The 13,750-nt window shown below is 58.8% G+C and carries 14 protein-coding genes and 3 pseudogenes; 9 read left to right on the top strand and 8 right to left on the bottom strand.

Annotated elements, in window-relative coordinates:
- Positions 1–147, top strand: a pseudogene (locus tag AC0L3X_RS44470) (IS30 family transposase); the annotation flags it as partial.
- Positions 148–358: 211 nt separating this feature from the next.
- Complete coding sequence (locus AC0L3X_RS44465; protein WP_063985052.1) at positions 359–1,036, top strand: alpha/beta fold hydrolase; 678 nt, start codon at positions 359–361, stop codon at positions 1,034–1,036.
- Positions 1,037–1,167: 131 nt separating this feature from the next.
- Here AC0L3X_RS44465 and AC0L3X_RS44460 read toward each other — a convergent pair whose 3' ends face one another.
- Positions 1,168–1,302 carry a YjiS-like domain-containing protein gene (locus AC0L3X_RS44460; RefSeq protein WP_371496218.1) on the bottom strand — a complete coding sequence of 45 codons (135 nt, stop codon included), beginning with the start codon at positions 1,300–1,302 and terminating at the stop codon, positions 1,168–1,170.
- Between the two features lie 253 nt (positions 1,303–1,555).
- Between AC0L3X_RS44460 and AC0L3X_RS44455 the strand changes: the two genes are divergently transcribed.
- Positions 1,556–3,121 (top strand): winged helix-turn-helix domain-containing protein, encoded by a 1,566-nt coding sequence (locus AC0L3X_RS44455; RefSeq protein WP_063985051.1) that lies wholly within the window; start codon positions 1,556–1,558, stop codon positions 3,119–3,121.
- A 301-nt stretch (positions 3,122–3,422) separates the two neighbouring features.
- Here AC0L3X_RS44455 and ligD read toward each other — a convergent pair.
- From ligD to AC0L3X_RS44440, 3 genes and pseudogenes are all read right to left on the bottom strand, one after another.
- A pseudogene (ligD, locus tag AC0L3X_RS44450) lies at positions 3,423–4,274 on the bottom strand (non-homologous end-joining DNA ligase).
- Positions 4,275–4,826: 552 nt separating this feature from the next.
- A pseudogene (locus AC0L3X_RS44445) lies at positions 4,827–5,210 on the bottom strand (ATP-dependent DNA ligase); the annotation flags it as partial.
- A gap of 315 nt (positions 5,211–5,525) precedes the next feature.
- Positions 5,526–5,672 (bottom strand): hypothetical protein, encoded by a 147-nt coding sequence (locus tag AC0L3X_RS44440; protein ID WP_161495715.1) that lies wholly within the window; start codon positions 5,670–5,672, stop codon positions 5,526–5,528.
- A 458-nt stretch (positions 5,673–6,130) separates the two neighbouring features.
- On the opposite strand from AC0L3X_RS44440, the gene AC0L3X_RS44435 reads away from it, so the two are divergent.
- From AC0L3X_RS44435 to AC0L3X_RS44420, 4 genes are all read left to right on the top strand, one after another.
- Positions 6,131–6,313: a hypothetical protein gene (locus AC0L3X_RS44435; RefSeq protein WP_085398237.1), complete on the top strand. Its 183-nt coding sequence runs from the start codon at positions 6,131–6,133 to the stop codon at positions 6,311–6,313.
- Positions 6,292–6,486, top strand: coding sequence for a hypothetical protein (locus AC0L3X_RS44430; RefSeq protein WP_473317486.1), 195 nt, complete (start codon positions 6,292–6,294; stop codon positions 6,484–6,486). Before AC0L3X_RS44435 ends, AC0L3X_RS44430 begins: the two co-directional genes overlap by 22 nt.
- Before the next feature lie 129 nt (positions 6,487–6,615).
- Positions 6,616–6,774, top strand: coding sequence for a hypothetical protein (locus AC0L3X_RS44425; RefSeq protein ID WP_167768298.1), 159 nt, complete (start codon positions 6,616–6,618; stop codon positions 6,772–6,774).
- Positions 6,775–7,166: 392 nt separating this feature from the next.
- The gene (locus AC0L3X_RS44420) at positions 7,167–7,394 is read left to right on the top strand and encodes a hypothetical protein (RefSeq protein WP_085398239.1); all 228 of its coding nucleotides are present in this window, start codon (positions 7,167–7,169) and stop codon (positions 7,392–7,394) included.
- Between the two features lie 416 nt (positions 7,395–7,810).
- Here the strand turns inward: AC0L3X_RS44420 and AC0L3X_RS44415 are convergent, their stop codons facing one another.
- Both AC0L3X_RS44415 and AC0L3X_RS44410 read right to left on the bottom strand, forming a co-directional pair.
- On the bottom strand, positions 7,811–8,005 hold the full coding sequence (locus AC0L3X_RS44415; RefSeq protein ID WP_085398240.1) for a hypothetical protein: 195 nt from the start codon (positions 8,003–8,005) through the stop codon (positions 7,811–7,813).
- Positions 8,006–8,096: 91 nt separating this feature from the next.
- Positions 8,097–8,348 carry a hypothetical protein gene (locus AC0L3X_RS44410; protein WP_161495716.1) on the bottom strand — a complete coding sequence of 84 codons (252 nt, stop codon included), beginning with the start codon at positions 8,346–8,348 and terminating at the stop codon, positions 8,097–8,099.
- A gap of 302 nt (positions 8,349–8,650) precedes the next feature.
- Here AC0L3X_RS44410 and AC0L3X_RS44405 point away from each other — a divergent pair, with 302 nt between their 5' ends.
- A complete protein-coding gene (locus tag AC0L3X_RS44405; protein ID WP_354099099.1) occupies positions 8,651–10,213 on the top strand; it encodes a winged helix-turn-helix domain-containing protein in 1,563 nt (520 codons plus the stop codon).
- Between the two features lie 551 nt (positions 10,214–10,764).
- A complete protein-coding gene (locus tag AC0L3X_RS44400; protein WP_473317485.1) occupies positions 10,765–11,202 on the top strand; it encodes a YybH family protein in 438 nt (145 codons plus the stop codon).
- Positions 11,203–11,642: 440 nt separating this feature from the next.
- On the opposite strand, the gene AC0L3X_RS44395 is transcribed toward AC0L3X_RS44400, so the two are convergent.
- Both AC0L3X_RS44395 and AC0L3X_RS44390 read right to left on the bottom strand, forming a co-directional pair.
- The gene (locus tag AC0L3X_RS44395) at positions 11,643–13,202 is read right to left on the bottom strand and encodes a hypothetical protein (RefSeq protein ID WP_085398155.1); all 1,560 of its coding nucleotides are present in this window, start codon (positions 13,200–13,202) and stop codon (positions 11,643–11,645) included.
- Positions 13,203–13,588: 386 nt separating this feature from the next.
- On the bottom strand, positions 13,589–13,750 hold a 162-nt coding region (locus AC0L3X_RS44390), incomplete at its 5' end, for an ATP dependent DNA ligase (protein ID WP_473317487.1).

Raw genomic sequence — 13,750 nt, 5'->3', positions numbered from 1 at the left:
TACTTTCCAAAGGGCACCGACTTGTCGGTGCATTCGCAAGCCCATCTGAACAAAGTGGCTCGTCAGCTAAACGAACGGCCACGTGAGACCTTGCAATTTGAAACGCCAGCAGAGAGATTTAATGCCTGTGTTGCGTCAACCGGTTGAGCCGGCAGGGGGTAGACCGGAAGTCGTCGTGCTCCGGCCAAACCGACGCGAATGACCCCGCCCAGACATCCGTCTGAATGAGGGATCAGGGTGCCATCGCTGACAAAACAATCTGTGATGCCGTCGGTCCAGCTCATTCCAAGCCGTCTTATAGGGAGGCAGCCCATCAAAGTGCGGCTTACGAGCGGTCTTAAGAAAAGGAGGACTCAATATGGCAACATTCATCCTTGTTCCCGGGGCAGGCGGCATGGCTTGGTATTGGCACCGTGTGGCCCCGCTTATTCACGCGTCAGGGCACGAACCCGTGGCGGTTGACCTCCCTGGCGACGACAGGCACGCCGGTCTTGCAGCGTATGCTGACATCGTCGTCCGCTCGATCGCGGAACGAGCCGATGTTATTCTGGTCGCTCAGTCGCTTGCAGGCTTCACGGCACCCCTCGTTTGCGCACGTGCGCACGTGCGGATGGTGGTGTTTGTCAACGCGATGATCCCAGAGCCGGGCGAGACCGCTGGCGTATGGTGGGGCGCAACAGGAGCAGTAGAGGCGCGGGAACAAGCTGCGGCGGTGCGTGGCTATACGGCGGAATTCGACGTGGAAACGTACTTTCTGCACGACGTGCCGCAGGAGGTGCTGCGCGCTGGCCCTGAAAAGCCTCGCGAGGAAGCCGAGACCATTTTCGGCGAGCCCTGTCTTTTCGAGCGTTGGCCTGACATCCCCATTCATGTTCTTGCGGGAAAAGATGACCGCTTTTTCCCAATCGAATTTCAACGGCGTGTCGCGCGCGAAAGGCTCGGAAAGGAGGTGGCAGAAATTCCCGGTGGCCATCTTGTTGCGTTGTCGAATGCGGAGGGACTGGCCGAATGCCTTGTTGCCTATGAGAAGGGTTGATTGCGGGCCAGCTTTGCTAAATGAGTCTAGGTCGGCTCATGGCCCTTCAGCGACCTCGGGAGACGTCCGCTTTCCCCGCCGCATCTGGTCGTGGCAAATTCAGGCCCCCACCATTACCAGACATCGAACGTTCATTCGGCAGATCGGATGCCTCGCGGATCGATACCTCGGTTCGAGGCGACGTAATCGATCTCGCCGCGCGTAGTACCGATATCCATTAGCTCCCTGTCACTTAGGTCGCACAAGGTGGCTCGTAACCTCGCCACTGTTGAAATGCATCCCAATATATTTCGAGAGGGCTGTAGACTTGCCGCTTTGCGGCTGCCTGTCTCGGCTCGGTGGCCCCGTGGACCGTGCTCATTGCGATGTGTCCAGGCTGGACTGTTTCACGAGCCGAGGATACCGGGCGATGCGCTGGCGCGCTTAACATCCGGCTTACTTTTTCCTCCCCGGCGGCTTATTCTTTGCGCCTGCAACCGGCAACAGAAGCCGTTGGAGGCAACGTAGGGAAATAGCAACGTGCGCTACCTCTTCGAGGAGTACGCATTCGACACTGACCGCCGGGAGCTACATCGCGGAGCGAACGTCGTGGCCATCGCGCCCCAGGTATTCGACCTGCTCGACTACCTGCTCCGCAATAGGGAGCGCGTCGTTAGTAAAGACGACCTCATCAAGGCCATTTGGGACGGGCGTATCGTCTCCGATGCAGCGCTGACGACCCGCGTGAACGTCGCCCGGAGCGCGATCGGCGATTCCGGCGAGGAACAGCGCCTGATCAAAACACTGCCAAGGAAGGGCTTTCGCTTCGTTGGCCCGGTGCGGGAAGCGCAGAGGCCCTTAAGCGTGGCGGTGACCGAAATCCCGGCGGAACAGCCGAAACCCGTCCTGCCACTCCCCGATAAGCCCTCGCTCGCCGTTCTCCCCTTTACCAACCTGAGCTCCGACCCGGAGCAGGAGTATTTCGCCGACGGCATGGTCGAGGACATCATTACCGGCCTGTCGCGGTCCAAGTCGCTTTTTGTCATCGCGCGACACTCCACCTTTACTTACAAAGGCAAGGCCGTCGACATCAAGCAGGTCGGGCGTGAACTTGGCGTTCGCTATGTGCTCGAAGGCAGTGTGCGCAAAGCCGGCAATCGAGTCCGCATTACCGGGCAGTTGATCTACGCTACGACAGGAGCACATCTTTGGGCGGACCGGTTCGACAGTCAACTCGAAGATATTTTCGACCTGCAGGATCAAGTAACGAGCTGCGTGATTGGCGCAATCTTTCCTCAATTGGAGCGCGCCGAAATCGAGCGCGCGAAACGCAAGCCGACTGGAAGCCTTGAGGCCTACGACTATTATCTTCGCGCGCTATCAAGCTTTTACCAATTCACCCGCGAACAGAATATTGAAGCGGTTAGACTGAGCCAGGCCGCCAACGTGATCGATCCCGAATTCGCCGCAGCATACGCCCTTGGCGCTTATTCCTATCTGCAAAGAAAGTTCTTCGGCTGGAGAAGCGATGCTGCACAGGAGTGTGTTGAAGCCAGGCGACTCGTAATGCGGGCAATTGAGCTCGATAAGGACGATCCAACGGTGCTGGCGAGGACCGGACAGGTGATCTCTGAATTATTGGGTGAGGTCGAGGAGGGCGCAGCCCTCCTCTCACGGGCAATAAATCTAGATCCAAATCTCGTCATCGCACGGTATTCGCGCGGCGGAGAACACCTTATGCTCGGCGAATTAGACGCGGCGCTCGAACAATATGAAATCGCGGTGCGTTTAAGTCCGCTGGATCCATTAATATTTTTTGCCCAGACCGGGATAGCATATGCTCATTTTATGGCGGGTCGGTATGACGACGGTTCATCTTGGGCAAGGTCTGCTGTCCTGCAGCGGCCAAATTATGTGAACGCACAATTTATTCTGGCGGCATGCCTTTCGATGTCTGGACGGGTTGAGGAAGCACGAGTCGTCTTTGCGCGCCTACTGCAACTGAAGCCGGTCCTACGTATTTCCAGAATCAAAACAAGATTTCGCAGGGCGGAAGATATCGAAAGATTGTCGCAAGCTTGCCGGATGGCGGGCCTACCGGAATGAGCCGCGCCGCCTCGCAGTCCAGTCCCGCTGTCGACGCATGGATTGTTCCCGTCTCGTCAGCGCTGATAAGGTCGACGCTGATTGGATGAGACACTCGGGACGTGAAGTCATCGAGCGACCCGGCGACTTCCGGTTTTGGCCCATCGCGTCATTTCGCTGCGCTACGGAATTTGGTCGCTATCGGAGCATAGCGGACTCTGGCGAGCCGTCCGCCCGGCAGATTTATGGGTTCACGGCCTAGCAAAGCCGGTTTTGGTTTCAAGAGGAGGCTGAGAAAAATTTGTCACCGATTGCCGCGCCGTTACAGGTCCTCCCGCAGTCCTTGAAGAACGGATGCCGCACCTTTCCCTCGGCGGACTTGGCGCGATACTCGATCTCAGCAAGCAGCTTCGGTTCGACCACCTTTGTGCGCAATCATCTTGGCATAGGGCTGTGTCTTCCGCACCAGCGGCTCGAGGCGCCACCTCAGCTCGGCCGCCGATGTCTTGTCGAAGCCGTGGTCGACCTTGCCGGCATAGATCAGGTCGTCGCCCTTGCGCCGACCGAGATACATGCCGTCCCACTTGCCCTCATCGAGGGCGAAGCCGGCGATGGTGAGTGTCTCGCGCTGGGCGCAGGTTTTCTTGACCCAATTGTTGCTGCGGCCGACCGGGTACGCGCTGTCGCGCACCTTGGAGATGACGCCTTCGAGCCCGATCTTGCAGGCATGGGCAAACATCTCGTTCCCGTCGATCTCGAAACTCGCGCTGAACTGAACGTCGGTGCCGGCAATGATCTTCTTCAGCTCCGCCTTGCGCTGAAACAGAGGTAACTTCCGGATGTCCCTGCCGTTGAGGTAGAGCAGGTCGAAGGCGACGAGCACGATCTTCGTTGACTTGCCTTTGAGCTCATTCTGCAAGACCGAGAAGTCCGTCGTGCCGTCGGTGGCAGGTACGACAATCTCTCCGTCGATGATGGCCGAGCTCGCCTTGACGTGCCAGGCGTCATCGGAAACCTTCTTGAAACGCTTGGTCCAGTCGTGGCCGCGCCGTGTGAAGACCTTGACGGCTTCGTTGGCGAGGTGGACTTGCACGCGGTAGCCGTCGAACTTGATTTCGTGAATCCATCGCTCGCCGGATGGCACGCGGTCGGTCGCGGAGGCGTGCGGTCTGATCGGCTTGGCGCTGTTCGTCGCGCTCTATCTTCCTTGGTAAGCCGATCGCGAGTCCATCACAAAGACCTGCCGGTTCACGCTGGCGGGTTTTTATCGCTGACGCTTAACGCAGCCGAAGGCCGTCAGTTTATCGGACGGACGATTCCTTTGCTGGGAGGCGGTGCGTCATGGACTGTCTGAGCCTGGTAATACCGGCCGCTATTGGCGTGCTGGCTGGGCTGTTCTTCCTCGGCCACAACTGGCGGGCCTAGCACTCCCGGCGCTCTAATCCGCAATTGGATCGGCAGCCGGGAGCATTGGGGCTGGAATGACCTGCCGTGCCATGTCTGCCCTCCTAGTGACAATGCGTACAAAACCGGATTCCGGTAGTTGTCCGGACTCCATTTTTGGAACGGGGTGTTCTACTAAAGGAACACCGGCGCGATTTAAGTACCAACCGATTTCAAGTTATCCGGGATGGCCGCAGTGGGGCTGGAACCACGCTGCGGCTTTTCCCATTTGCGGGCCTGCTGGTTCAGCGAGTGTTTCGACCGGCAAGTCGCTGACGAACGCCTAGAATTCTCGCGTCATCGCCGGGTGCGTCCGGTTCTTCACCTTGATCCAGTCTTTCGAGCGGCCGGCGCCATAGCGCCGATCGCGGCGTTTCGAGACCAGACCCTCGAGGCCAATGCGGCAGGCGGCGCCGAACAGGTCAGGGCCGATAGCGCCCGCTTCGAACGGCGCGACGAATATGCCGTCCGGCCGGCCGCGCAGCAGCCGCACCAAATTGGTCTTACGCATCGTCAGTGGCAGCTGCCGCAGGCCCTCGCCGCCGACCGCAAGGATGTCGAAGGCGTAGAGCTGCACCTCGTGATCGTGCCGGCGCGAGTGCAGGGCGTTGAAGTCCGATGGGCCGTCGACGCCGAGGACCACGGCCTCGCCGTCGATGACGAATTGCAAGCCAGAGGGCCGAGACGAAGACTTTTGGCGCTTGGCCGAGCAGGAATTGCTCAACGAGGATCAAGGCTCACCTCGACGCACACCGGATACGATACGCTTTAGGCGAGGGCTATCTGTCATACCCGCGCTTGCCGGCTATCATCTGCCCTGCGCAACCCTGAGGAAATTTGGCGGGCGGTCTTTAGAAGACACCATGGGAGAACCGGTCCAGTGGTGGCAACGTCTCGGCCCTGGCTGTCCGCATACGGATCGTCTGTCATCTCCATCGAGAAGCCAAAGGGTTTGAGACGCTTCGCGTACAGATCTTTTGATCTAGTCGCGGATTTCAAGCGCTTGTTCGGAGGGTTGCGGCACCTTGGTATCAGAGAAGGTCGAGTTAATGGCTTCTGTCAAAGCGGAATTGGATAGATACTTTGAATCGTTCCGGCGACGGGTGCCTACGAAGGTGTCGAGCTTCATTCTGAGGCTACGAGAACCATCCTCGTTTTGGGTCCGTGTCGTTGTCGCCGGGTTGATCATCCTGGGAGGCGTCTTCAGCTTTTTGCCTATCTTCGGCCTCTGGATGCTGCCTCTCGGCCTCCTTCTTATCGCACAGGACATCCCTATTCTGCAGAAGCCTCTTCTCATGGCTTTGAGGTGGATCGAGGCCAAGTGGGAGCAGCTGAGAGCGCTCTTTAAGAAGAAACTATCACGCTGATGGACGTGATCCGGAAGTTCTATCTCCACTTCACTCTGGCTGCTAACGACTAAATCTGTCCGCGTTCTGGTGTCTCCCATGGCCCGCCGGTTGGCCCGGCGCGATCCAGAGCGCGGCGGGCTTTTTTGTTGCGCGCAGAGGTGGATTAGACTGGGGATTGCCTTGATGCCGCGCTACAACTTGTGGCAACTTCCGCGACATGTTGGGAAACAATTGATCCATGAAGCCGGATTTGATCGCCGGGGATTTTCAGCCTCAAGGCTACTTCGACGGCCGCCCATATCGCTTCGACGGCGATGGCGCGATCTATTCGGTTGTCGATGGCCGCGTCGTCCGCTTCACTGATTTCGAGGCCTTCGTCGCCCCCCGAAGCAGCGCCTGGTGCTGCCGGCGCTGCTGCTGACGTTCGTGGCGGCTCAGTGCGTCTCGCCGTCACTGGTCCAGCGCTATTACAGCTATCTGCCGTTCATCAGATTCGAGCCGCATCTGCTGGTGAGGGCGTGTGTCGACGTGCTGCCGGCGCTGGGGCTGGTTTTGCTGGTGGCACGGGGGCGAGCGAGTTTCGGGTTGCGTTGAGCTTCTTTCTGCTGGCCTCAGTGGCCTAAGTAAAATTGTCGCGGCAGGACTTTGATTTTCGACTGGCCTTTAAGCCTGCTCTCGCTAGCATTGAGATCTGAATAGGCCGCTTTTATTCGGCTGGGTGTCATGTTCGAAGATGCAGCGAAGTTTCGTCGTGAGTATGTGGAGTGCCTCGAACAGGCAGACAAGACTGACGTCTTGTCGTCTAAAGCTCAATGGCTCTTGTTTGCCGACGAGTGGCTGAATCGGGCGATGGCCGCAGAGGCTCTGACGCGCGGCCGCTGAGCCTGTCGCGCGGAGTAAGGCCGCAGTTGGCGGCCAATCTCGCAGCCCAGTGTCTTCCTATTTGCTAGTCAGCAGATCTTCCCGGACTCTTCACGGCGCTCTGCCGCTGGAATGCCAGCGCTAGCGGCGTTTCGCTGTGGGAAATCAGTTCGGGAATTAGTTCGGTAATTTTGCCCGACATTCGGCGACATCGGTCGGCTTTGTCCGGCATCCGTTCTAAGCGAAGCGTGTACTAACAATATTTCGCGGTTCGCTTAATCCAAAGGCTTAGCGTCTGCCGGCAGCTCGGTTCGGGAATTTTTTCGGAACTAGGGTGTCCTGGCGCAGTCGAAAGTGTGCTATCATACCACCAGGGATAGCGTTCGCTATTCCTGAATTCGGGAGAGATAGCCATGAAGACCTTCGCGTTCCTCGTCGTCGGGCTCGCTGTCGCAACCCTTTCAATGCCGACAGCCAACGCCCAATACAAATGCTCCTGGAGTAGCGGCACCATTTCCCCGGTCCCGTGTGCCAAGCGTTATGCCGTCAACTACGAAGCGTGCCGAAAATACGTCATCGAGCATGGCTCGAGCGGGGCTGACGCCATGTGGTGGTGTACGAGCCAGGGTTATACCAAGTAAGGCCACACCAAGTGATTTGAGGCCGACCACCAGCAAGAGGCCGCCTTCGTTGGCGGCCTTCCTCGTCGTCAGTTGCCCGTGCCCACTTTGGGCGGGAATTGCTTTGCGGTCATCCGCAAACGTTCGCGATCGGGCGGTCGTTCATGGTGCGGGGATCCTTTCAGGGCTTCGCCCTGGAGAGAGTCCTACCCCGCGCCGCCGGCCGCCGTGGGTAGCGAGCGCTTCGCGCTACCGAGTCATCACCGCGTGGACCAGCTCCGGCCGCTGCACGAGCACGGCGGCGATGCCGATCAGCAGCAGCATCGACGAGACCATGATGGCGATCCACTTCCTGTCATCCATCTGGGCCAATGCCCGCGCCGCGGTCCCGTTCCGAGCATGGCCGGCGAGCGCTACGCGCTAATCGGAAGTACTCATCAATGGCCGCGTGGACCAGGGAAGGGGACCACGTCGCCGTCCGCTGCGCGGATCACGGCCCTGGCCATCTCCATCGGGTCGAACCCCAGATCGGCAACGGCGTCGGCCACGCGCTGGCGCTCCAGCTCGGCGACGATCGCCTCGGTCACCTTCATCAGCCTGGCCAATTCGGAAGCGGTAGCGCTGTCGCTCATTGGGATGCCCCTCGGTAAAGCCGAGGCCATCTTACCACGGCGCAGTGTAGAAATCCGCGTGTCGAAGGTTCAATCCCTTCGCCCGGCGCCATCAATTGAACCTTGGCTTCTGGCGCATCCGCTCAACTGATATCTCAGCGGAGTTGATTTCAACAACTTCGCCTTTGTCAGTGGTCCCAGAACAATATGGCTCGACCGACCTGTCCGGCATGAGTCGCATCTTGCAAGAAGCGTTTATGCCGTAGGCCCTCATCACAGATTTTGCGAACTGCTCCGGTGGCACGTCTTCTGCGCCGAAAAAACATCTCCTCAGTGCCATCTTTACGATCTTGTCGCCTTCCATGTCGAACGCGGCGCAGCCCAACGGCCTCGACGTTGGCTGCGAGCTCGACGAGCTTGCGCGCGGCCGCTTCCGGGTCTGCATAGGGTCGTTCTTCGGTGTGCAGGAGCGGACATCTAGCGGACATGCTGGGTCGACCGCTAAGGGCCACAAGCGGGAGGAGAGGGAATAAGGAACGCCAGTCCGGCCGCGGATTTAAGGACGAAGGCGTTGGTTTAGTGGCGCACTAACAGCTCGCTTACATTTTCCTCACCGGCAGCTTATTGTTATGGTTTCCGAGGGTGGCCCCGGAGAGGGAATGCAGCTTGCGGTTTCTTTTTGAGGATTACGCATTGGATACCGACAGGCGCGAACTGCAGCGCGCAACAGACGTGGTTGTTGTCGCACCCCAAGTGTTCGATCTACTCGAATACCTGATCCGAAACAGAGAGCGCGTCGTCAGCAAGGACGACCTCATCAACGCCATCTGGAAAGGTCGCATCGTCTCGGATGCTGCGCTGACGACTCGCCTCAATGCCGCCCGGAGCGCAATCGGGGACACGGGCGATAAACAGCAGTTAATCAAAACATTGCCGCGCAAAGGTTTCCGCTTCGTTGGTGCAGTGCAGGAAGCCCGGAGGCCCGCAAATGAGACGGTTGGCCCAGTCGAGCGAACCGGCGACACGCCGCCGCGCCTATCCATCGTCGTGCTACCCTTCGCGAACCTGAGCGGTGATCGTGAGCAGGACTATTTCGTGGATGGTGTAACCGAGAGCTTGACCACGGACTTGTCGCGCATCAGTGGTTCATTTGTAATCGCACGGAACAGCGCCGTCTCATACAAGGGTAGAGCAGTCGATGTACGGCAGGTCGGCCGCGAATTAAACGTTCGCTACGTGCTCGAAGGCTCAGTGCAACGCAGCGGCAATCGGCTTCGGATGAACGTGCAGTTGATCGATGCCCAGAGCGGTCAGCATCTTTGGGCCGAGCGCTTCGAGAAGCCTGTCGGCGACCTGTTCGATATGCAGGACGAAATCGTGTCGAGGCTCGCCGGTACATTAGGTGCCCAGCTCATCGAGGCTGAGGCGCGACGAGCCGAGCGTACGCTGCATCCCGATGCGATGGACTTGTGCTTCCAGGGCCGGGCCTGGTTGATGAAGGGGATTAGCCTTGAATGCGTGACGCAAGCGCGGGGCTTCTTCGAGCGCTCGCTGGAGTTCGATCCCGGCAACGTCGAAGCAATGATTGGTCTGGCAAATGTTGATACGGTAGTTGGAGGTAGCTTTACGACGGATGATGGGCCCGCGCGGCTTGCGGCGGCCGAGGCGATAGTGAACAAGGTATTGTCGATTAGGCCGAACAGTGCCTCAGCCCACATGGCTCGGGGGTGGGTCCAGACCTTTACGAACCGGGCCGCCCAAGGCATCCGTGAGTTCGAACTTGCGTTGGTGCTGGCTCCGAATTTGGTCCACGCTCATGCTGCCCTTGGTTTCGCAAAATCCTACATAGGTCGCGCTGCCGAGACCGAAGGCCATATACGCGAAGCTTTACGGCTCTCTCCTCGCGACGTTTTCGCCTACCAGTGGGCGTGTTTTGCGGGCGTCGCCAAGCTGCTGCTTGGTTCAGACGTCGAAGGCGTCAGTTGGCTGCGACGAAGCACCGAGGCGAACCGTAACTTTCATCTCGCTCATATATCGCTCGCCGCTGCCTTGGCCTTGACCGGCGCGTTCGATGAGGCGCGAACTGCTGCGAGAACGGGACTTGCGCTCAACTCAGGTTTCACCATTCGTCGCTTGCTCGCAGCTCAACAAAGCGACAATCCAAGTTACCTTGCCGGGCTGCAGCGCCTGTGTGAAGGATGGCGCCTCGCTGGCGTGCCGGAAGGGTGACGAGCGCTTCGGGTCAGAAGTCGACTTCAGCGCGTTCCTGACCTACGTCGGCTTTGCGTCACAAGCGGCTGTCCAGCTGGTGTCAGCTCAAAGCCCAAAGCCGACAATACGGCGATTGAGACAGATGATAGCTAAGGGCCAAGGCCGAATTACACTGTGACCAACGCAGGGATTTCCGACCGTGTGCCGCGTCTCCCATTTGTCAGCGCCGTTGACGGTAATTGCCCGGAATTGCTGTTCCGCGAACTATTGGGTGGAGTCCTTCCAACCAATCATGATGAATGTGCCTTCGCAGAACTGGTCATGGTGGTTGAAGTTCGGCGCATGTGTGACCGGCTGCATTAGCGGTGTCGTGGCGCGCGATGTGGACTCCCCAGGTGAATGGCGACGTTGAAGTTGCCATCGCCTGCACCTCTTTCGTAATGAACCAATGGCCGGCCACAGCGCGACCGGCGACGGTGTGGTCATGCTGGCGGGAGCGCAGCCGCGGCAGACGCCGGAGAGATGATCTAATCATTCGGGAAAGGCATTATCCAACAGAGGAGTATCCTATGAAGTTGGCTCAAACATCAGCATTACTCATTTGTCTGCTCGGCGCGCCGGGAATTTCGTTGGCCGCGGACGCCAAGGGGGACGTGGAGAAGGCTTACGCCGCTTGGGATGCCGCATTTAATAAGCACGACGAGAAAGCCATCGGCGCCTCCTATGTCGCGACGGCAAAATTGATGCCGCCCACACATCAGGTCGCGTCGGCGCCGGCCGAGATCGAGAAGTTCTTTGCCGGACTCTTCGCGAGCGGTGTGACGGATCACAAGTTGGAGATGATCGATGCCGGCGGAGACGACAAGGTCGTCTTCGGCACAGCCAAGTGGAGCGCTACGGGTAAGGACAAGGAGGGCAAGCCATCTCCCTTCAGTGGTTTAGCGACGCACGTCTTCGAACGCCAAGCCGACGGATCGCTCAAATTGAGGCTGCAAACATTCAACTAAAGCGGTCGAGGCTTAATCGGTCCGGCGAGGCGGCGGCCTTACCGGACGCCCAAAAGGGCTACTTGTCTCCGGTGCAAGATATGTCCGGGTTGGGTCGGTAGCAGAAGCTGGCGGGCAGGAAGTGCGACTGCTGGATCAGGCGGAGCCGGCGGCGGCGCGGGCTGGAGGTGCTGGATCGGGCGGCGGCGGCAATTCGGCCGCTAGCGGTCAAGGCGCTTCGAGCAGCCCTGGGTCGACCAACCCGGGCGCGACATCAATGACCCGAAGATGAAGGGGAAGTAGTCCCATCGCGAACAGCCCGCCGGATATGATCCAGCGGGCTATCTTCATGATGCGTTCGCTTATGAGCAGGAGCAGTCGCGGTTGAGGACCGCATTCGTTGGAGCGATTGCCTTGGTTTTGAGGATCGATGACCAAATCGCCGACGAAGAGGAACGCTCTCAGACAAACAAAAAGTCATTCGCCGTCATCAAATTGGTGAAGTTTGCAAGTGTAACTTGATCGACTCCTGCGATGATAATGGTGCTAGTTCCATTTTGGGTTATGACAAGATCATCGAACGACTGCACGCCCGCCACGTCAATGAAAGCGACCTTATCATCTTGGCATTGGCTGAAGTCCCCGATGACATTCTGAGTTCCGACCGTCGTTGCACCATCATCCTTGAATACGAACGTGTCGCTACCGCCAAGAGCATTGCCGCGCAGTTGGCCATCGCCCCACATCTCATTGCTGACCGTGCAACCGGGCGCCGCGGTTCCAGCGTAGAGGACATCGCTGCCTCCCTTGGCACGACCCGAAAGTTGCTCCGCGTCGCCCCATAAGAAGTTATCGACCCGGCCGCTACCAACGGCCTCGCCGCCGACAATAAGATCATCGCCTCCTTGGGTCGCGCCGCCCATGGCCTGAGCGTCCCCATACAGCTCATTTACAACATCAGTCAGGGACCTATCGCCGCCGCTTAGACTGTCATTGCCCCCGCTGGCAGCGTCGAGCATCGTAACAGCATCGCCGACGGCGAAGTTCTTGCTCCCCTGCAACGTCGCAACGTCGTCGCCGCCTTGCGCATGCCCGGACATTGTGGCGCCGGCGTCCCCGTAAAAAGACACTGTGGAGCCGCCCTCGTTGACGAAAGTATCGTTGCCGCCCTTGGCAAAGCCGGAGATGTCGCCGCCGGCATCGCCATAAAAGGTCTTTGACGTTACCGCCCCACCGGAGCCCATGAAACTGTCGTCGCCTCCCTCAGCATGGCCCGACATGTTACCTCCGGCATCACCATAGAACACCTGCGTGGCGAACAAGGCCCCGTTGAAGGTGTCGTTGCCACCTTTGCTGTAGCCGGTCATGTCACCGCCGGCATCTCCGTAGAATGTGTTGCCTGAGTCCGTTCTGGCTGTGAATGTGTCATCGCCGCCCTGGGCGTGACCGGACATATTGCTCCCGGTATCACCAAAAAAGACGTTTGTTGCCTGCCTGGAGCCCTGGAAGCTGTCATTGCCACCCTTGCTGTAGCCAGACATGTCGCCGCCCGCATCGCCATAAAAGGTGTGGGTGCCACCCTGTACCGTCTGAGTTATAAAAGTGTCGTCGCCGCCCTGAGCGTGACCCGACATGGCGCCGCCGGCATCGCCGAAGAACGTATTGATTTGCTGTCTGCCAGTTCCACTCAAGAAGGTGTCGTTGCCGCCCTTACTGTGCTCCGACATGTCCGCGCCAGCGTCCCCGTAGGCAGTGACACCAGCCAATGGGAGTCCGTTGAACGTGTCATCGCCGCCCTGCGCAAAATCGAAAATGCTGCCAACCACGTCACCATAAAATGTGTAATTGGAAAGTCCGACTTCATCGAAGGTGTCGTTGCCCCCCTTCGAGAAGTCGAACAGGTTCCCACCAGCATCGCCGAACAAGGTCGGTGCGCCCGGGGTGCCTATCAGGTTGTCGTCGGTGCCGAATTGATGATTGACCAGGTCCTCCGGAGTAAGCGGAACAGGCTGCCTGCGCATCGCGAGTCCTCCTCGACTGCATCCAGCGCAATCTTAGGATGTTACGTCAGACCGCGCGCGAGCTATAAAGAGGTATATCTTTGGACAGATCGCATTCCTGTCGGGAACGCTCATGGTTACCTGGTTCATTGCTGCGCTTATGCGCTGGCATGTCAACATGGCGCGATGATCGTGCGAAAAAGCGCGGCGCCGGGCGGGGCGCTCCCAGAGCGGCGCCTGCGGCTTAGCGTTATGCTTCTGGGCGACATTCCCGCACAGTAAACGTTTGTGCGAGTACTGGGGAAACAGCGACCTCGACACTGCGCTCGCAGGGCATGTTGAACTAGTCGAAATCGCTAAAAGTCGACTGCATTAACGGAGCGGATTTCCGGGCAGCCCGCCATGCTCTAGAGATCCTCGCGCAACCCTTTGAAGAACGGATGCCGCACCTTCCCCTCGGCCGACTTCGCTCGGTACTCAATCTCAGCAAGAAGCTTCGGTTCGACCCAGATGCCTTTGTGCGCTATCCGCTTCGCGTAGGGCTGTGTCTTCCGGACCAGCGGCTCGAG

The organism is Bradyrhizobium sp. MI1.7, assembly GCF_055811795.1.
This window is presented reverse-complemented; position numbering and strand designations above follow the sequence as displayed.